Origin of the sequence: Rhodopseudomonas boonkerdii (assembly GCF_021184025.1) — a bacterium.
In the GTDB taxonomy this organism is placed as follows: domain Bacteria; phylum Pseudomonadota; class Alphaproteobacteria; order Rhizobiales; family Xanthobacteraceae; genus Tardiphaga; species Tardiphaga boonkerdii.
Genome location: NZ_CP036537.1, coordinates 3,566,977 through 3,585,187, shown reverse-complemented (window position 1 = coordinate 3,585,187; position 18,211 = coordinate 3,566,977). Strand labels below are relative to the sequence as shown.

Annotated in this window: 15 protein-coding genes, 1 tRNA gene and 1 pseudogene; 12 read left to right on the top strand and 5 right to left on the bottom strand. The window is 62.8% G+C overall.

The features are described from left to right. Nucleotides 1-171 precede the first annotated feature (171 nt). The 4 genes from gatC (at nucleotide 172) to E0H22_RS16420 (ending at nucleotide 3,753) form a co-directional block, all read left to right on the top strand. Entirely contained in the window at nucleotides 172-459 is a 288-nt protein-coding gene (gatC, locus tag E0H22_RS16435) for an Asp-tRNA(Asn)/Glu-tRNA(Gln) amidotransferase subunit GatC (protein ID WP_233022079.1), read from the top strand. A gap of 20 nt (nucleotides 460-479) precedes the next feature. After that, on the top strand, nucleotides 480-713 hold the full coding sequence (locus E0H22_RS16430; RefSeq protein WP_233022078.1) for a hypothetical protein: 234 nt from the start codon (nucleotides 480-482) through the stop codon (nucleotides 711-713). After that, nucleotides 714-2,189: an Asp-tRNA(Asn)/Glu-tRNA(Gln) amidotransferase subunit GatA gene (gene gatA / locus E0H22_RS16425; RefSeq protein WP_233022077.1), complete on the top strand. Its 1,476-nt coding sequence runs from the start codon at nucleotides 714-716 to the stop codon at nucleotides 2,187-2,189. A gap of 175 nt (nucleotides 2,190-2,364) precedes the next feature. Next, the gene (locus tag E0H22_RS16420) at nucleotides 2,365-3,753 is read left to right on the top strand and encodes a patatin-like phospholipase family protein (RefSeq protein WP_233022076.1); all 1,389 of its coding nucleotides are present in this window, start codon (nucleotides 2,365-2,367) and stop codon (nucleotides 3,751-3,753) included. Nucleotides 3,754-3,809: 56 nt separating this feature from the next. Here E0H22_RS16420 and E0H22_RS16415 read toward each other — a convergent pair whose 3' ends face one another. Next, the gene (locus E0H22_RS16415; RefSeq protein ID WP_233022075.1) at nucleotides 3,810-4,694 is read right to left on the bottom strand and encodes an aliphatic sulfonate ABC transporter substrate-binding protein; all 885 of its coding nucleotides are present in this window, start codon (nucleotides 4,692-4,694) and stop codon (nucleotides 3,810-3,812) included. Between the two features lie 126 nt (nucleotides 4,695-4,820). Between E0H22_RS16415 and E0H22_RS16410 the strand changes: the two genes are divergently transcribed. From E0H22_RS16410 to E0H22_RS16385, 7 genes are all read left to right on the top strand, one after another. Continuing rightward, the gene (locus E0H22_RS16410; RefSeq protein WP_233022074.1) at nucleotides 4,821-5,885 is read left to right on the top strand and encodes an ABC transporter substrate-binding protein; all 1,065 of its coding nucleotides are present in this window, start codon (nucleotides 4,821-4,823) and stop codon (nucleotides 5,883-5,885) included. Between the two features lie 11 nt (nucleotides 5,886-5,896). Continuing rightward, a complete protein-coding gene (locus E0H22_RS16405) occupies nucleotides 5,897-7,015 on the top strand; it encodes an LLM class flavin-dependent oxidoreductase (protein WP_233022073.1) in 1,119 nt (372 codons plus the stop codon). 2 nt (nucleotides 7,016-7,017) lie between these two features. Then, a complete protein-coding gene (locus E0H22_RS16400) occupies nucleotides 7,018-7,983 on the top strand; it encodes an aliphatic sulfonate ABC transporter substrate-binding protein (RefSeq protein ID WP_233022072.1) in 966 nt (321 codons plus the stop codon). A gap of 93 nt (nucleotides 7,984-8,076) precedes the next feature. After that, on the top strand, nucleotides 8,077-9,561 hold the full coding sequence (gene gatB, locus E0H22_RS16395; protein ID WP_233022071.1) for an Asp-tRNA(Asn)/Glu-tRNA(Gln) amidotransferase subunit GatB: 1,485 nt from the start codon (nucleotides 8,077-8,079) through the stop codon (nucleotides 9,559-9,561). A 549-nt stretch (nucleotides 9,562-10,110) separates the two neighbouring features. Next, complete coding sequence (locus E0H22_RS25945) at nucleotides 10,111-10,239, top strand: hypothetical protein (RefSeq protein WP_256438169.1); 129 nt, start codon at nucleotides 10,111-10,113, stop codon at nucleotides 10,237-10,239. Nucleotides 10,240-10,935: 696 nt separating this feature from the next. After that, nucleotides 10,936-11,205: a hypothetical protein gene (locus E0H22_RS16390; RefSeq protein ID WP_233022070.1), complete on the top strand. Its 270-nt coding sequence runs from the start codon at nucleotides 10,936-10,938 to the stop codon at nucleotides 11,203-11,205. 440 nt (nucleotides 11,206-11,645) lie between these two features. Then, complete coding sequence (locus E0H22_RS16385; RefSeq protein WP_233022069.1) at nucleotides 11,646-11,936, top strand: hypothetical protein; 291 nt, start codon at nucleotides 11,646-11,648, stop codon at nucleotides 11,934-11,936. Nucleotides 11,937-11,967: 31 nt separating this feature from the next. Here the strand turns inward: E0H22_RS16385 and E0H22_RS16380 are convergent, their stop codons facing one another. The 3 genes and pseudogenes from E0H22_RS16380 to E0H22_RS16370 form a co-directional block, all read right to left on the bottom strand. Continuing rightward, on the bottom strand, nucleotides 11,968-12,606 hold the full coding sequence (locus E0H22_RS16380; protein ID WP_233026394.1) for a class I SAM-dependent methyltransferase: 639 nt from the start codon (nucleotides 12,604-12,606) through the stop codon (nucleotides 11,968-11,970). Between the two features lie 135 nt (nucleotides 12,607-12,741). Next, nucleotides 12,742-13,150, bottom strand: a pseudogene (gene arr, locus E0H22_RS16375) (NAD(+)--rifampin ADP-ribosyltransferase). An 80-nt stretch (nucleotides 13,151-13,230) separates the two neighbouring features. Next, nucleotides 13,231-13,322, bottom strand: a tRNA-Ser gene (locus E0H22_RS16370). A gap of 606 nt (nucleotides 13,323-13,928) precedes the next feature. Between E0H22_RS16370 and E0H22_RS16365 the strand changes: the two genes are divergently transcribed. Beyond that, on the top strand, nucleotides 13,929-15,422 hold the full coding sequence (locus tag E0H22_RS16365) for a porin (RefSeq protein WP_233022068.1): 1,494 nt from the start codon (nucleotides 13,929-13,931) through the stop codon (nucleotides 15,420-15,422). Between the two features lie 224 nt (nucleotides 15,423-15,646). On the opposite strand, the gene E0H22_RS16360 is transcribed toward E0H22_RS16365, so the two are convergent. Then, nucleotides 15,647-18,016: a lytic transglycosylase domain-containing protein gene (locus tag E0H22_RS16360; RefSeq protein ID WP_233026393.1), complete on the bottom strand. Its 2,370-nt coding sequence runs from the start codon at nucleotides 18,014-18,016 to the stop codon at nucleotides 15,647-15,649. Nucleotides 18,017-18,211: the final 195 nt, after the last annotated feature.

Sequence of the window (18,211 nt, the reverse complement as noted above, 5' to 3'; positions counted from 1 at the left end):
CGGATAAGCGCAGCGTAATCCGCCCGCCGGCCGGGCGGATATTGGCGAAGAACGGCGGAATACACCTTCGGCTCGTCCGCCCTACGGCTACGCCGGTTCCGGCGTGCGGTTGCGGCGCGAAAGCTCTGTCTGCTATACGGCAGGCAGATTTCGCCCAGAGGCCCTATATAAATGTCGGTTGATGCTGCCACCGTTCGCCGTATCGCGCATCTCGCGCGCATCGCGGTCAAGGAGGAAGAGGTTCCCCATCTGCAGGGCGAGCTGAATGCCATGCTGGCCTTCGTCGAGCAGCTGCAGGAAGTGAATGTCGACGGCGTCGAGCCGATGACCTCGGTGATGCCGATGGAGATGAAGAAGCGCATCGACGCCGTGACCGATGGTGAGATCGTCGATCTCGTCACCCGGAATGCGCCGGAAGCCGACGACAACTTCTTCCTGGTGCCGAAAGTCGTCGAGTAACAGCGAGACAGGAAACGGCCATGTGCCTGCTTTGCGACGATGAGAAGGCTTACAGCCTCTACATGGATTATCTCGACCAGATGGAACGTCAGGGCGAGATGAAGGATGTGGACGCCGCCATGGATGCCATTCTAGACAAGGTGCAGGCCGCGCAGCTCGAAGACGACAAGAAACGCCGCGCCCAGTTCAACGGCGAGGCCCCCGAAGACGACAAGACGCTCTCTCCCTTCTTCTGCAGCCCGGTCAATAAATAGATGACAGATCTGACGTCGCTCACGCTCGCCGAGGCCCGCGACGGCCTCGCGAACAAGTCTTTCACGTCGGTGGAACTCACCGATGCGCATCTCAAGGCGATGGAAGACGCCCGCGTGCTCAACGCCTATGTGCTGGAGACGCCGGAGCAGGCGCGCGCCATGGCGCAGGCGGCCGATGCGAAGATCGCGAAGGGCGAGGGCGGTCCGCTCGGCGGCATTCCGCTCGGCATCAAGGATCTGTTCGCGACCAAGGACGTACGCACCACGGCGTGCTCGAAGATTCTCGGCAATTTCGTGCCGCCTTACGAGTCGACCGTGACCGCGCAGCTCTGGCGCGACGGTGCGGTCATGCTCGGCAAACTTAACAATGACGAATTCGCCATGGGCTCGGCCAACGAGACCTCGTGCTTCGGCCCGGTGATCAATCCGTGGCGCCGCGAAGGCTCGGACGTCAATCTGGTGCCGGGCGGCTCGTCCGGCGGTTCCGCGTCCGCGGTCGCTGCCAATCTCTGCCTCGGTGCCACCGCCACCGACACTGGCGGCTCGATCCGCCAGCCCGCCGCCTTCACCGGCATCGTCGGCCTGAAGCCGACCTATGGTCGTTGCTCGCGCTGGGGCACGGTGGCATTCGCGTCGTCGCTCGATCAGGCCGGTCCCGTTGCGCGCACCGTGCGCGACACCGCGATCCTGATGCGCTCGATGGCCGGTTACGATCCGAAGGACTCGACATCGGTCGATCGCGAAGTACCCGATTACGAAGCCGCCATCGGCAAATCCGTGAAGGGCATGAAGATCGGTATTCCCAGGGAATACCGCATCGACGGCATGCCGGCCGAGATCGAAAAACTCTGGCAGGATGGCGCGAAGCAGCTTGAGGCAGCAGGGGCCGAACTTGTCGAGGTGTCGCTGCCGCACACCAAATACGCGCTGCCGGCTTATTACATCGTGGCGCCTGCGGAAGCCTCGTCGAATCTCGCGCGCTATGACGGCGTGCGCTACGGCCTGCGCGTGCCCGGCCGCAACATCGTCGACATGTATGAGAACACCCGCGCCGAAGGTTTTGGCGCGGAAGTGCGTCGCCGCGTCATGATCGGCACCTATGTGCTCTCCGCCGGCTATTACGATGCCTATTATCTTCGTGCGCAAAAGGTCCGCACGCTGATCAAGAAGGATTTTGAGGACTGCTTTGCCAAGGGTATCCACGCGATCCTGACGCCCGCGACGCCGTCGGCCGCCTTCGGCATCGGCGAGAAGGGCGGCGCCGACCCGATCGAGATGTATCTCAACGACATCTTCACGGTGACGGTGAATATGGCGGGCCTGCCGGGCATCGCGGTGCCCGCCGGCAAGGACGCGCAAGGGCTGCCGCTCGGCCTGCAACTGATCGGCCGTCCCTTCGACGAGGAGACGCTGTTCTCGCTCGGCGAAGTGATCGAACAGGCATCGGGCCGCTTCACGCCGAACAAGTGGTGGTAGGCGCGCTGCTCCGACCCGCCTGCCGTTTCACCTTTCATTAGCCATGTTGCGGGCGCGATTGTCCGCTTGCGTAAATTGGCAATGGTTCGCGGTATTGTGCGGATGGCGGCTCCGGATGGGGATGGTTCGGAGACGGTCGCGCGGATGCGACCCGGTTGGGGATCGGTAGACGGTGATGCGTGTGTTTCGTTCGATCGGTGCGGTCGCTGCGACTTGTGCGCTGCTGCTCGGCTGCACCTCGGTCTACAATATTCCCGTCAACGTGCCATTGGCCGGCGCCGTTCTCGATCCCGACTACGGCATCGACTTTACCGATCCCGCCGAGCGCGACGATCTCCTGATCGGTTTCTCGTTTTCCGGCGGCGGTACGCGCGCTGCCGCTTTCTCGTTCGGCGTGCTGGACGAACTCAGCCGCATGCCGGTGCGCGGCGCATCAGATACGATGCTCGAACGGATCGATTTTCTGTCCGGTGTCTCCGGCGGTTCGGTGACGGCAGCCTATTTCGGCTTGAAGAAGCGCGCGGCCCTGTCCGATTTCCGCGAGCGCTTCCTGCTGCAGAATGCGGAAGCGCCGCTCAACACGCAGCTCTCGCTCGGCACCATCGGCCGCGCACTCGGAGGCGGCATCAACGATTCAAAGGCCTTCACGGCCTGGCTCGATGCCAACCTGTTCGACAACGCAACCTTTGCAAGCCTGCGCAATCGTGGCTCGTTGCGGGTTTGGCTCAATGCGTCCGACATCTATAACCGGGTGCCCTTTGTTTTCAACGAAACGGCGTTTTCCGCCATCTGCAGCGACCTGAACAAATATCCGCTGTCGGCTGCCGTGGCGGCCTCCGCCGCCGTTCCGCTCGCTTTCGCGCCAGCGGTGGTTCAGGCCTTCCCCGGTACCTGCAAGGAGCCGCTGCCGCGCTGGGTGACGCGCGCGGCCTCCAATCCCAATACGTCGCCGATGCTGAGTTCCTATGCAAAGGCGGTGCTGCGTTATCGCGAAGGCGCGGTACCGTTCATCAAGCTGTTGGATGGCGGTCTGGTCGACAATTACGGTGTTGCTCCGCTGACCATCGTGCGTGAGTCCTCCGAGACACCTTATGGCCCGCTGGCGCCGCAGCAAGCGGTGCGGCTGCGCCGTGGCGTTTTGTTGGTGGTGGATTCGAAAACGGGCCTGTCCGGTGACTGGATCAATACGGTGGAGGGGCCGAATGGCGTCGAGCTCATCAAGGCCGCCGTGGATACCACCATCGATGCCAGTGTCGGATCGAGCTACACCGCGTTCGAGCGTACCATGAAGGACTGGCAATCGGCCTTGGTGCGCTGGCGGTGCGGTCTGTCCGCGGCCGATCGCGCGCGCTACGGTGCCGGTCCCGGCTGGCGCTGCAACGATCTGCAGCTCTTCGTCGGGCGGCTCGGCTTCGACCAGCTCGATCCCGCGCGAGCGGCGATGCTCGAGGCGATTCCGACACGTTTCCAGCTGCCTCAGGCGCAAGTGGACGAGGTGATCGCCGCCGGACGCGATACGCTGCGCGCGAGCCCGGTATTCCGGGCGTTTGTGCAGGGGATGTGAGAAGGCAGGTGCAGGAAGCGGCGTTGATCCCGCTGCCTGCACTTCGCCGGTGCACTTTACGCTGCGCGATCGAGATTCAGCGGATGGCGGTAGATTGCATCGCGAATGTCGATCTTGCGCGGCAGCAACCCGAACCTGAAGAAAATATCGGCAGCTTTCTGCTGGTCGGCGATGAAGCGATCATCGATCTGATGAATGCCCCACGGGCGCCGGGCGATATGCGTTTCCCATTCGCCGATATCGAGCGGGCCGTCGGCGACGCGAGCGAGCACCGCCGCAGCCTCTGTGGGATGTTGTGCAATCCAGCGATCGGTATCCTGCAGGGCGCTTGCAACATCGGCAATCGTGTCCGGATGTGCTTCTGCGAAATCGCGACGTGCGAAGAACACCGATGGATTGCTGACCAGGTCTCCGGTATTGGCGATCGCACGGATCTCGTCGGCGCCGCCGCGTAAACCGCCGCCCGACACCCACGCATCGATGTCGCCAGCCAGCAATGCCTGCCGCGATTCCGACTCGGTCAGATCGAGCGGAACGATATCGTTCCAGCTCAGTCCGTCGCGATCGAGTGCCGTAGCCAGCAAAGCCTGCAACCACGACCCGACGGCAAGCGAGATCGTCTTGCCGGCGAGATCGGTAATGGTCTTCACCTTGCTGTCCTTGCGAACATAGATCCCGCCCACCGCGCGCGCTTCCGATGCTGCGAAAGTGACGATCGGCACGCCTTTGGCTTGCGCAGCGATCGGCGGCGTGAGGCCGGTGCCTCCGACCTGGATCAGATTGGCGCCGACATATTCGACAGTGCGTGCGCCGGCGGCGATCTTCAACCACTCCACGCGCCCGTCGCGCGCGGCGATGCGTTGTTCGAGTAGCCCATTCTGGCTGAGCACGAGCAGAGAGGGATTATTGGCGTGGACGCCAACACGGAGAACAAAAGTCATGGCATCTCTCCTCAGAACAGCGCGTTCATTTCAAACTACGCTTCGTCGTTCTTTTTCGGTCGTTCACCCATCGATGTTGGTCTATCGAAACGTCACGACGCGCTCGATTTCTTACAGGAGATGTCGATGACTGTAACGACGCAACGACTGATACCAAGCGAGTTTGAAAGATCATCCTCTGTCGATGAGCTGTGGTACACGCGTTGTCCTGTTCCAACCGCATCCGGCATTGCGCTTGATCTCGGGTTGCTGCGCGATGAATTCGCAAAATCCGGAATTGTGCTGAAGTCGATCCGCGACTCCGACGATCCTCGCGTGAACATCTCGCATTTCGATCACTCCTTGCCCGGCTTGTTTCGCGAAGGCGGCAACATTCCTGCGATCTGGGCACGATCGGAAGGCCGTGACACCGTGACCGTGGCGCTGACATGGATCGACGAGTATCAGGCTATCGTCGTTCGCGCGGATTCAGACATTCATTCTCTCGCCGATCTGCGCGGCAGAAAGATAGGTTTGCCCAAGCAGCACGGCCAGCGTGTCGATTTTGCGCGCGCCATGTCGCTCCGCGGAATCGAGTCTGGTCTTGCGGTCGCTGGTATTCAGCTCGCCGAGAATGAGCTCGTCGATATCACGAGCGATCAACCGACATTTGCGGTGGCGGCGGGCATCGCCAATGGCCGTTTTCACGAATTGGAAGCGGATGCGCTCGTGCGCGGTGATGTCGATGCGATCTATGTGAAGGGCGCGCCTGGACTCGGAACGGTAACGGCGCATGGCTTGCGCCCCCTGATCAATCTGGCCGAGCAACCGGATCCGTTGCGCCGTGTGAACAACGGTAATCCGCGGCCAGTGACGGTCGATCGGCGCACGGCGCAGGAGCGGCCGGATCTGGTGGCGCGCTATCTCGCGGTGTTGCTGCACGCGTCACACTGGGCCGTGGCGCATCCGGCCGAGGTGTTCGACATCATCGGTAAGGAGGTTGGCCGATCGGCTGACGAAGCGCGCGCCGCCTATGGTGCGAGCGCGCCACACAACTTTGGTCTCGATCTGTCCGAGATCCGGCGACAGGGGCTGGCGAGCCAGAAGGACTTCCTGCTGCGTCATGGCTTCATCACAAAAGATTTCGACGTGACTGGCTGGATCAATCCAGAGCCGCTCGCGCTCGCGCATGAGCTGTTGCGACAGGGATAAGGGAGGTTGGAATGGAGATTTACTGGTACCTGATCCCGCAGGACGGCCCGTATCCCTGGAGCGAGAAAGGCCGCCGCGTCATCGATCATGCCTATCTTGCCCAGGTCGCGCGTGCGGTCGATCATCTCGGCTATACCGGCGCGTTGCTGGCGACCGGTGGCGGTGAGCACGATGCGTGGGTGCTAGGCGCATCGCTGATCCCGCTCACGACGCGAATGAAGTTTATCATTGCCGTGCACCCTGGCATCGTGGCGCCGCTTATGCTGGCGCAAAAGGCGGCGACTTTCGATCAGTTTTCGGATGGTCGGTTGATCCTCAACATGGTGACCGGCGAACAGCACCAGATGCCGCCTTATGGCATCGAGCTCGGTCATGACGAACGCTATGCCCTGACGGACGAATATTGGGGTTTGTATCGCCGCCTGATTGCGGGCGAGGTGGTCGATTTCCAGGGCAGGTATCTTAACCTGCGCAACGCACAGCTGCGGTTGCCGCCGGTGCAGAAGCCATATCCGCCGTTGTTCTTCGGCGGCTCCTCGGAGCCGGCGCTGTCAGTCGCTGCGCGTCATGCAGACACCTATCTGACCTGGGGTGAGCCGCCGCCGCAGGCTGCCGAGAAGATCAAGGCGGTGCGCGAGCGCGCCAAGGCGCTCGGCCGCACGGTGAAGTTTGGTCTTCGCATCAATCTGATCGTCCGCGAGACCAAGCAGGAGGCGTGGGACGCTGCGCAATGGTTGCTCGATCGAATGGACGACACCGCCGTGGCCGGCGCCCAGGCGCGCAACGCGTCCTCGGATTCTGTCGGCCAGCGTCGCATGCGCGACATCGTCGGTACACAGAAGCCGAAACATGCGCGCGAGCTGGAGGTCTATCCGGATCTTTGGGCCGGGTTCGGGCTGGTGCGCAACGGGCCCGGCACTGCCATCGTCGGCGATCCCGAAACCGTCGCTGCACGCATCCTGGAATATCGCGATGTCGGCTTCGACACCTTCATCGTATCCGGCCAGCCGTTGCTGGAGGAAACCTACCGGGTGGCGGACTTGCTGCTGCCGCTGCTTCCCTTCGATCGCGGCGACCGGCGCGAGGCTGGCCATGCGATCGGTCCGTTCTTCAATGCTGCACGGGGATGACGATGTTACGCTCTATTTTCTTGCGGGTGGCTGCCGCGTTTCTCGCTGGTCTTGGCGCCGTGTCCGTGGCCGAGGCCGCGTCGCCGGAGGCGCCGGTAACGCTCCGGCTCGGTTACCTGCGCGGGCCTGAGCCGCTGTCGATCAGCCGGCTGCGCGGCACGCTGGAGAAGCGTCTGGCTGCCAGGAACATCAAGGTCGCCTGGGTCGGGCCGTTCCTCGCCTATGCGCCGGCGGCGGAGGCGCTCAACGCCAATGCGATCGATATCACCATCGGTAGTTCGAGCGCTGCGATCTCTTCGCTGGTCGGCACCGCGCCCATCTCGCTGTTCGCCTATCAGTGGGATGCAGGTGACTCTTCGGGTATCGTGGTCAGGAATGGATCAAACATCAAGACCGTCGCGGATCTCGCCGGCCGCACTGTGGCCGTCAATCGCGGCGGGACAGGTGACTATCAGCTGACCAAGGCGCTGGAGAAAGCCGGAGTTGCGTCGACGGCGGTAAAGCGCGCCTTCCTCAGCCCGGTGGATTCCGCGGTAGCTTTCGCCAACGGGCATGTGGATGCATGGTCCGCCTGGAGCATCTTCTTTCCCACTGCGCTGGTCGATGGCGATGCGCGCGTGATCGCGCAGGCAAGCGAGTTCGGCTCGCAGAATGCGGTGGTCTATGTCGTGCGGACGCCGTTCGCCGCGGAGCATCCTGAACTGCTGAAGGATGTCCTTGAGGATCTCCGGGAATCCGCGCGCTGGGCGCAGCAGAATCGCGAGGAAGCTGCTCGGCTCTGGGTGCAGGAGCTCAAGCTGAGCCCGGCGGTCGCGACACGGGTCGCCAATTACCGGAACGACGAGCCCGTCCCGGTCGGTGAAAAGGAACTGGTGGCGCTGGAAAGCCTCAACGACTGGCTGGTCGGCAGCAAGTTGCTGCCGAAGCCGGCGCCGATCAGGGATCACGTCATCGCGGTGGGCCGCTAGCGCCGTTCGGCCGGCCACTCCTGCCAAGCGTCGGGTCAAGGTAGGGCGACGGAAGGGGTTTTCCCGCGCCTTCCGTCGCTGTAGAACCGCGCCATGAACGCACCTGTCAAACCTTCCAAGCTCATCAAGGGCGCCACCGGCGACTGGGAAATGGTCATCGGTCTGGAGATCCACGCCCAGGTCACGTCCAAGGCGAAGCTGTTCTCCGGCTCGTCCACCGCCTTCGGTGGCGCACCGAACACCCATGTGTCGCTGGTGGACGCGGCGATGCCGGGCATGTTGCCGGTCATCAATGAGGAATGCGTCCGTCAGGCGGTGCGCACCGGGCTCGGCCTGAAGGCTGTGATCAACCGGCGCTCGACTTTCGACCGCAAGAACTATTTCTATCCGGACCTGCCGCAGGGTTACCAGATCAGCCAGTACAAGTCGCCGATCGTGGGCGAGGGCGAGGTCACCATCGAGCTTGCCGACGGCAGCATCGCCACCGTCGGCATCGAGCGCGTGCATCTCGAACAGGATGCGGGCAAGCTGGTGCATGACCGCAATCCGTCCAGCACCTCGGTCGATCTCAATCGCTCGGGCGTGGCGCTGATGGAGATCGTCTCCAAGCCCGACATGCGGTCGAGCGAGCAGGCTCAGGCCTATGTGTCGAAGCTGCGCACCATCCTGCGCTATCTCGGCACCTGTGATGGCGACATGGAAAAGGGCAACCTGCGCGCCGACTGCAACGTGTCGGTCCGCCGTCCGGGTGAGCCGTTCGGCACGCGATGCGAGATCAAGAACGTCAATTCGATCCGTTTCATCGGCCAAGCCATCGATTACGAGGCACGCCGCCAGATCGGCATCCTCGAAGACGGCGGCGTGATCGAGCAGGAAACCCGCCTCTACGATCCCAACAAGGGTGAGACGCGCTCAATGCGTTCGAAGGAAGAGGCGCATGACTATCGCTACTTCCCGGATCCCGATCTGTTGCCGCTGGAACTCAGCGAAGCGCTTGTCGAAGAGCTGAGGGCAAGCCTGCCGGAACTGCCGGATGACAAGAAGGCGCGGTTCGTCAGCGCGTTCGGCCTGTCGGACTACGATGCCGCCGTGCTGGTGGCCGAGCGCGAGAGCGCGGAGTTCTACGAGGCGGTCATCGACGGTCTCAAGGACAAGGCGCGCGACGGCAAGCTGGCCGCCAACTGGGTGATCAACGAGCTGTTCGGCCGCCTCAACAAGGAAGGCCAGGACATCGCGTCCTCGCCGGTGTCGGCGGCGCAGATGTCTGCCATCATCGACCTGATCGGGGAGGGGACGATCTCCGGCAAGATCGCCAAGGATCTGTTCGAGATCGTCTGGACGGAAGGTGGCGACCCGCGCCTACTGGTGGAAGAGCGCGGCATGAAGCAGGTTACCGACATGGGCGCCATCGAGAAGGTGGTGGACGACATCATCGCGGCGAATCCCGACAAGGTGGCGCAGGCGCAGGCGAAGCCGGCATTGATGGGCTGGTTCGTCGGCCAGGTGATGAAGTCGTCGGGTGGCAAGGCCAATCCGCAGGCAGTCAACGAGCTACTCAAGAGCAAGCTCGGGCTCTGACGTTGCCCAAATGACATCCGGTTTGGAGACGACGGCGCCGCCCGACGCGGCGCCGTCGTCGTTTCCGAACGTGTCTGAGCGCGGCGCCGGCAGGAGAATCGAGTCGCGAATCGCGGTGAGTGACGCGCCGGAGGAGACGGTTACGAGCGTTTGAGGGGAGCTCCGGGCGCGCTTATCCAAAAATATTTTCGTTGCCGGTAAGACCGACCCGCCGTTCGGGAGGGGGCGATTCCGGTTCGGTCGGCGCGATTCGCGTGCGGCTGAACTTTGTGTAGTTGTTTGTTAGTTCACTTCGCGCGCGCGCTGCAAAAATAGGCCTGCGCGTCGCACTTGACTTTCGGGGACGCAGGTTTTGCAGGCGTTTCTTTTGCTATGCGCGAGCCGCATGAACGCTCCGCACCTGCGGGAATCGACTTGACCCGGGCGACGTAGCTTCAACACTTCCTTAAGCGGACCACTGTTCTTTTGAAATCGTTGGTGTATTCGGAATCGTGTGCATATCGATTCACGACTGCACGCAGCATTTGAGCCATCTCAATGGAGGGCAACATGGCTAAGAAGGCAGTGAAGAAAGTCGCCAAGGCGAAGAAGACCGTGAAGAAGGCTGCGAAGACCGCAGTCAAGAAGACCGCCAAGAAGACCAAGAAGGTCGCGAAGAAGGCCGCCAAGAAGAAGTAACTTCTTCTTTCCGGAATACGCCGGCAGTAATGCCGGCGCCGTCACGAGAGCGATAGCTCTGGTCGACGAAAGAGGGTGTCGGCGAGACATCAGGTCGAACGGCCGGATCGTAGTCGCGAAAGGCTTCGGCTTCAGCGCAGCGGTCTGGCAGAGATGCCGGTCATGCAGTGATCGGCATTCCTCGAACCGCGGGTCATCGATCCGCAGTCTCCGGCACATGCCGCAGACATGATCCTGACGTGTTGCCGACGCCCTCGTCTTGTTCCGCCGGTGCGGTCGATCCCCGGCGATGATCCCGTTTCCTGTTTGATAGTCGGTCGCGCCGTAGGGCGGATGAGCGCAGCGTAATCCGCCGGCCCATGTCGTTTGGCGAAGGATGGCGGATGACGCTTTCGGCTCACCGCCCTACGAACTGCCTCTCCGTTCGCGATGGTTACGCGATCGCCAACCGGCAGGGTAAACCGAATCCACGAAAATGCAGAAAACCCGCATGAATGCTGGGTTTTCGACTGCGCAGCGGAGCCTTCATGGCAGCTGCGTTCAGAAACCGTTCATCGCGATACTTAAACTGCCATTCAAATTTGATCGGTCATGATCGCCTCAACACGCCGGACAAACCGGCGGTTGGGAAGACGTCAGATTACGGACAGGAGCCGCGCTCGGTGGGGGCGGCAAACACAAGAAAAGGAATGACCGATGTTTCAGGGACAGATCGATTTCGAGGCCGCGACGCCGGTCGCGGAGACCGCGATCCAGGACGTATTGTTCGAGCGCGGCATATATTGGTCCAGCGGCCGCGCCGGGATCGTGGATCTCGTCGCCGCGCATAAGTGGTTCAATCTCGCTGCGCTCAAGGGCCGGGTCGATGCCGTTCCGATGCGTCGCGAGGTCGCCGATATGATGTCGGATGTCGAGATCGCCGCCGCGCAGCGCGATGCGCGCGCCTGGATGGCCACTGCATACTAATCCTCTGCCGGGACCTTGCTGCTCACGGTGGTGACGACCGGTTTGTCGAACACCGCCTTGCAGCTGCTGCTGGGATAAACAGTCTGCTTGCGCATGCAGGCCGTGACCTCCTCCACATTCGGGATCGCCGAGGTGCACGGACGGACGCGTCGCCGGTACATAGACGCCGCTGTTCGGCACTGTCGATTTGCACCGCGACGAGGGGGTGTCTTCCGGAGATATCGGGTTCGACCCGTTTCCACATTCTTTCCTCAATTCGCCTACGGGCGCGTGATCGCGATCCCACAGATGGTTGACGAGGCCGTCGCGGCCTCAGTCGCGCCGCGCTGCGTCACGGGCTTGTGACGCCGGTCTCGCTTGTAACGGGCAGGGATCTCCCGATCTCTTTGGCGCCGCTTCGGTGCAAAGACCGGTCGGCCTCCGCAACCCAAGGAGATGCCATGTCGATCAAACCCCTTTCACTGCGTGCTGGTGCAGTCGCGCTGCTTGTCGCTGTTGCATGTGTTGCCATCGAACCGGCACGGGCGGATTCCGTCGCGCCGGTGCGCACGGACCGTGCCTCGACGGAGTTCATGGATATGGGCACCGCCCATCGCCATGATCGCCTCCGGCGCAGCACGGTGCGCGATGCCTATGGCGCCTATATCGACGACGAGGCGGGTATCGGCATGCGGTCACCGCCAGTTTATGGCTATGGCGTCGGTGACAATTCGCGCAATCAGACCTGGTGACAGGACCCGGCGGCAGCGCGGTCTCGGCCGTTCACCTCTTGCGGGCCACGATGTAGGGGCGACGGTCGTCGCCTCTGGTGGCGTGGCTTTCAGTGGCAAGAATATCGAAGCCCGCGGCGCAGAGATGTTGACAGAGCTCCGTTGCACGAAAGACGCCTGCATAGGGCGCGAGGCCGCTTGCGCGCATCGCGGGCAGTAGGGCGAGCCGGATGAGCGGGTTCATGTCTCCGACACAGGGCGTCTTGGAGATGAACAGGCCCTCCGCTGCAAGCAGGGTGTGGACGCGGCGCAGTGTGCCGGGCAGGTCGCGCACCAGGTGGAGATAGTTGAAGCCGAGAACGGCGCTGAACTGCGCAGCGTCAGGCGGAAGCGCCTCCACGGAGGCGATGCGGAAGACCAGGGCCGGGACGGGGGCGGCGGTGTGTTTCTCATTTGCGATGGCAATCATTCCGGCGGAAATGTCCGTCGCGAGATAGTGCCGGACACCGCCTGCGAGCCGCAGCGCCGTCGTTCCCGTTCCGCAGCCCAGTTCCAGCACCCGGTCTGCTGGCCCCAGAAGGGCGCGGGTTCGATCCAGCGTACGCTCATATCCGGCCTGATCTGCAATCCTGCCCTTGGCGTATTTTCGTGCAGTCCGGTCCCAGAAACGGGCGTCGCTCGTCGCGCTCACGATGATGCTCCTCGAATTCGCGACCTTGCCATAGCGGGCATCGATGTCGTCGCGAAGCGTTGCGAGTAAATGAGGCGACGAGCGGAACAACAGCCTCATGAAGCGGAGGATGGGAGCTGCCATCCTTCCATCATGTCAGTCGATGATATCGGCGCCCTCGGCCTTCAAGCGGGCGAGGCCGTCCTTCATCTGCCGTAGCTGTTCAGGCGGATGTCCTTGCCACTTTGTCACTTCGGCGATGACTCGTAGCGGATCGCGGGAGCGATAGGACAGCGTCGGATTACCAGGGAACTTCTTATCCGTCAGGTTGGGATCGTCCATGATCGGCCCGGTTGGCGACATAGATCCGCTCCTGTCCATTGCCGGCTGCCAGCTCGGCGCCCCAGATCGCTGCATCCAGCGTACCCGCAAAATACACCCAGGATAGCGGTTGGGCCTCGGTAAAGTTGGACTGATGGCCGACGACGATCAGGTCTCCGGGCTTCAGATCGGCCTTGGTTCCGTGGAAGAACGACTGTGCAAATACGCTGGCGATCGCCGACATAGACTCGCCGCTCCCTTGCTGTCCTGACCGGTTCGTATCCGACCAAGCCATATCAGGTTGAGGTGTAAATCGGCGGCCAATGGCGGAGCCGGAGGGATTCGAACCCTCGATACCCTTTAACAGGTATGCCGCTTTAGCAAAGCGGTGCCTTCAGCCACTCGGCCACAGCTCCATACGGCTGCATATGCCCGACAGCGCCGTGAGCCGCAAGCGCCAGATCGTCTCTTGCCCGTCTGTGCAGACAATTTTGCGGCGGGAAGGGCTCGGCGCACACGTCTATATACATCCAGCCCGTCAGCTCGTGCCCGCGAAGAGGTCGTTGCCCTGTCCGTCCACCGCCCGACGCCCGCAGAGATCGGGCGATTCGCGATTCGTCGCGCGTCAAAATCCGGTCTTGACGCGAGAGTTGGTGTGGCGCCCGTTGCACGCGAAGTTTGTGACAGGTTTTTTGCATTATAAAATTATCTAACGGTATCAGCTGGTTGTTGTGATTTTCGCGATCACGGGTGCGTGTGATTTGCGCAACACTTTTCCGGAAATGGCCGAAGCGGGGCGATTTCGAGGCGTTCCATTGTTGCGAAGCGGCAGGCCTTGGGAGATGTTCGCGATGCGACGGAGGGGGGCATCCCGAGGTCGTCCCGTACTGATGATGGATTCGCGCCGCGGGCATGTGGCGCCGATCGCGAGTCTTGGTGCGGGTTGTCAGGGATCTAGGAACTTGTCGTCAGGGTGCTTACACCCCGTGACGGAACCTTCCCTTTAGCAACTTGGAGGTTACATGAAGACGATTAAGGGCCTTATCCTGGGCTCCGCAGCGGGCATCCTCGCTGTGGGTGGCGCTCAGGCGGCCGATCTTCCCGTCAAGGCCAAGGCCGTTGAATACGTGAAGGTCTGCTCTCTCTACGGCGCCGGTTTCTACTACATCCCGGGCACCGATACCTGCATCAAGATCGGCGGCGCGATCCGTTTGGATACGTCGTTCAACGCGAACGCCTACGACACCCCGTTCTGGCAGGGTGGCGCTGGCGGCGCCGGCGTCTGGACCAAGGACTACTACCTGACCCGTGAACGTATCAACCTGACCACCGATACGCGCACCGCCACCGAATATGGCGTCGTTCGTACCTACGCGAACATCCAGTTCGACTTCTCGCAGAACCGTGAATCGATCGCTGGCGGCTTCACCGAAGTCGACTACGCTTTCATCCAGTTCGCCGGCTTCACCTTTGGTAAGGCCGTCTCGCAGTTCGATCCGCAGTGGGCTCTCAACAAGCCTTACATCTCGTCGGGCTTCCTGGCCGGTTCGAACAACACCACCGGTATCCCGCAGATCGCCTACACCGCTTCGTTCGGTAACGGCGTGTCGGCGACGATCTCGCTCGAGAACGCCTCGCCCTACCGAAACGCCGGTCTCTACAACAACGCGACCGCGATCCTTGCTCCGTTCGGCTCCAACACTGCTGCTTCCTATGGCGTGACGTCGAACACCTTCGTCGGCAACTCCTACGGCGGCAACCACATTCCTGACGTCGTCGCGAACCTGCGTCTCGATCAGGCTTGGGGCACGCTGCACTTCGGCGCCGCGATGCACACGATCACTCCGGGCTTCTACGGCGCCAACGAATCCTTCGGTCATCCGGACGACTCGTATGGCTTCGCGGTCAACGGCGCTGTCGAGTTCAAGAACCTCCCGACCGGCGCTGGCGACAGCCTGAAGCTCGAAGCCACCTACGCCAAGGGCGCAGCCAAGTACGCAATTGCTGGCGGCACCACCGATACTTCGGGCGGCGGTCGCTTTGCTGCGGCTTCGGGCAACACGATTGCCTTCGGCTACGTGCTCGACGGCGTGTTCGGTCCGGGCGGCCAGATCCAGCAGAGCGAAGCTTGGTCGGTCGTCGGCTTCTACGAGCACTACTGGAACCCGGCCTGGCGCACGTCGCTGTTCGGCAGCTACAGCAGCATCTCGTATGGTGACGGTGGTAACGCACTGCTCGCCGCCGCCTTCGCTGCGGGCCGTCCGAACAATGGTGGCACGCTCACCGGTTCGACTGGCAACTTTGACTTCGCGGTCGCTCAGATCGGTACCCGTACCGCCTGGACCCCTGTCAAGAACCTGACCCTGTCGGCTGAATTCACCTACAGCCGTCTCGAGCAGAACCTCGGTGGCGTTTGGAACGGTCCGGTGACCGGCAAGGCGACTCCGGTCGGTGGTTATGCGCTCTCGAACCAGAACATCTACAACGGTTCGGTTCAGATCCTGCGCTCGTTCTAAGTTCGAACGCCTCCGGGCGATCGATATCTGAAAACAAGACCCCCGGCAGGCAACTGCCGGGGGTTTTTATTTGGGGAACGAGAGGTCGTAGGGCGGATGAGCCGAAGGCGTAATCCGCCGCGGAGTTTGTGTTACGGATTGCAGTTGCGGCTTGTGCGCTGGGTGACGTCAGTGGCGGATTACGCCTTCGGCTCATCCGCCCTACGGTCTACGATCGAGCTTGATTACTCGACGCTGCTGCCGCGGCCGCGATGCAGGTCGGCATCGATCTGCAGCTTGTGGCCGCCGCCGAAGCGGGCGCGATAGACCTGCAGGTTCTCCATGATGCGCTGGACGTAGTTGCGCGTCTCCGCGAATGGAATCGATTCCACCCAGTCCACTGCATCGACATTCGAATCGCGCGGATCGCCGTAGCGCTCGATCCATTTGCGCACACTGCCGCGGCCGGCATTGTAGCCGGCGAAGGTCATGATGTAGGAGCCGCGGTAATCTTCGAGCAGGCCGCCGAGCTCGGCCGCGCCGAGCGTGACATTGTAGGTCGAGTCGTTCTTCAGCCGCGCGAGGTCGTAGGTCGCACCGTGCCGCTTGGCGACATACTGCGCCGCGCTCGGTGTCACCTGCATCAGGCCATAGGCCTGCGCGGGCGAGACGACGGCTGGATTGAATGCGCTTTCCTGGCGCGCGATCGCATAGACCACGGCAGGATCGACGTTCGGCCCGATCTGGCGGAAGCTTGGAATGCCGACGGTCGGATAGGCATAGTGATCGAAGGGCAGGCCGCGATTGAGCGCCGCCTTGCCGACCAGCAGCATGCCGCGCGCATCCTTGTTCTGCGATGCCAGCTCGCTGAGGCCAAGCGCCGCTTCCGGATCGCCGTTCTCGCCGACATCGGCGAAGATCGGCACCGCGATGTCCTTCTCGTCGAGCGCGTAGAGCAGCTGCACGGCGCGCACGATCTCGAGCCGCTCCAGGCCACGCGCGCGGGGGGCGAGCGAACCGCTGATGTCGAGCTGCGGCAGGCCGAGCTTCGCGCGTGCCAGCTGGCCGTAATAGCTCGTCGATTGCTCGGCTGCGCGCGTATAGGCGGCGCGGGCTTCCTGCGCGCGGCCGGCGGCCTCTGCCGCGCGGCCCTGCCAGTAGCCGGCGCGGGCGAGGGCGGTCGGATTGACGCTGCCGACACCGATCCGTGCGAAGTGCTGCGATGCCGCTGCCGGGTCCTTCAGGAAACGCAATGCGATCCAGCCGGCAGTGAATTCCTGTTCAGTCTTGTAGATGTCCCGCGCGGGCAGGGCGGCATCGCGCGCCACCACATAGGCCGCGCGTGGCTCACCCACATCGAGCAGTTTACGCGACAGCAGGCGACGCTCGATCCACCATTCGTCGAGATTGTGCAGGCGGCTGATATCCTTCGGCACGGCCGACATCAGCCGCGCGGCCTCGCTGAAGCGTTCGTCGCGGCGGAGCTGCTGGATGCGGCTGAACAGATAGCCGGGATCGTTGTGCAGTTCGGATGGCACGGCATCGAGCAGCGCCTTTGCATTCGATGCCTTCTTGTTCACGGCGAGGCGCGCGCGTGCCAGCGCCATCTGTGCGCCGCCGAGGCGCTTCGCCGAGCGCAGCCCGGCATCGCCGTCGCTGCCATAGAGCAGCATGTCCATGCGCGCTTTGTGATCGCCCGGCGTGATCAGTGCGCCGAACATATCGATCGCCATGTTCTCGGTGTCGCCGGAGATCGGATCGGTGCGCCAGGCGTCGCGGATCAGACGTTCGGCTCCGGCGCGGTCGCCGCGCGCTAGCAGCGACTTCGCCAGCGCGAATTTGCCTTTGGCGGAGATCGGCTTCTCGCTGTCGAAATAGGACTGGATCGCACCGTCGTCACGTTTGTCGTCCCATAGCGCCGCCTCGGCGCGGCGACGCAGGAAGGTCTGCGAGGGCCAGCTCGGATTGGCGGTGATAAAGGCGCGATAACGCTCCACGGAAGCGCTGTTGTTCTCGCTGCGAAGATAGACCCATTCGCCGAGTTTTCGCGCGACGGGGTCGCCGATGGTCTGCACGACCTGACCGGCTTCGGGGCTCTTGCCCTTGCGCACGAGCTCGATGACATTCTCTAGCGCCTCGGCATCGGCCTGCGGCGTCGCACTGGTGGCGGCGATGGCGGCACGGGCAGGCGGCTTCTTTGCGGCCGGTGGCGGAGCGACGGCATGCTGGCGCGTCGCCGGCTGAATCGTCGGTGCTGGATTGATGGTGCCCGTCGTATGCTTCGCGGGCGTCGCCGCTGGCTTTGCGGCCATCGGTTTGGAAGCGTCGGGTTTGGTGGTCGTCTGTTTGGCGGCCGTTGGCTTGGCTGCGCTGGACTTTGCCGCGTCAGGCTTGCCGCCGCTGCTCGGTTTCGTCGATTTCACGTCGGTCGGCTTGGTGGCTGCCGATTTCGCCGGGGCAGGCTTTCCCGCCGATTTATCCGTTGCGCCTTTGGCTGCAGCGGGCTTGCCGCCGGCAGGCTTGGCCGCGGCGTCTTTCGCCGCCTGTGAGGTGTTGGAGGTATCGGTCGTGCCTGCGGCGCCCGCTTCGAGCGCGGGGACCGAGACGCCAATCATCAGCGCCAGGGCGGCGCGCAGCGCCGTCCGTCGTGCCGCAGGATTTGGGAGCAGTCGCGTCACGGTGTTTCCTCGCCGCGAATCACATCTTCGTCGGCATTCCCACGATGTATTTGATTGAAAGGGTGACCAAATCGTCAATGTCCGCCACCTTGGACCATGATGTGCCGCGCCACGGCGGCGAAATCGGGGCAG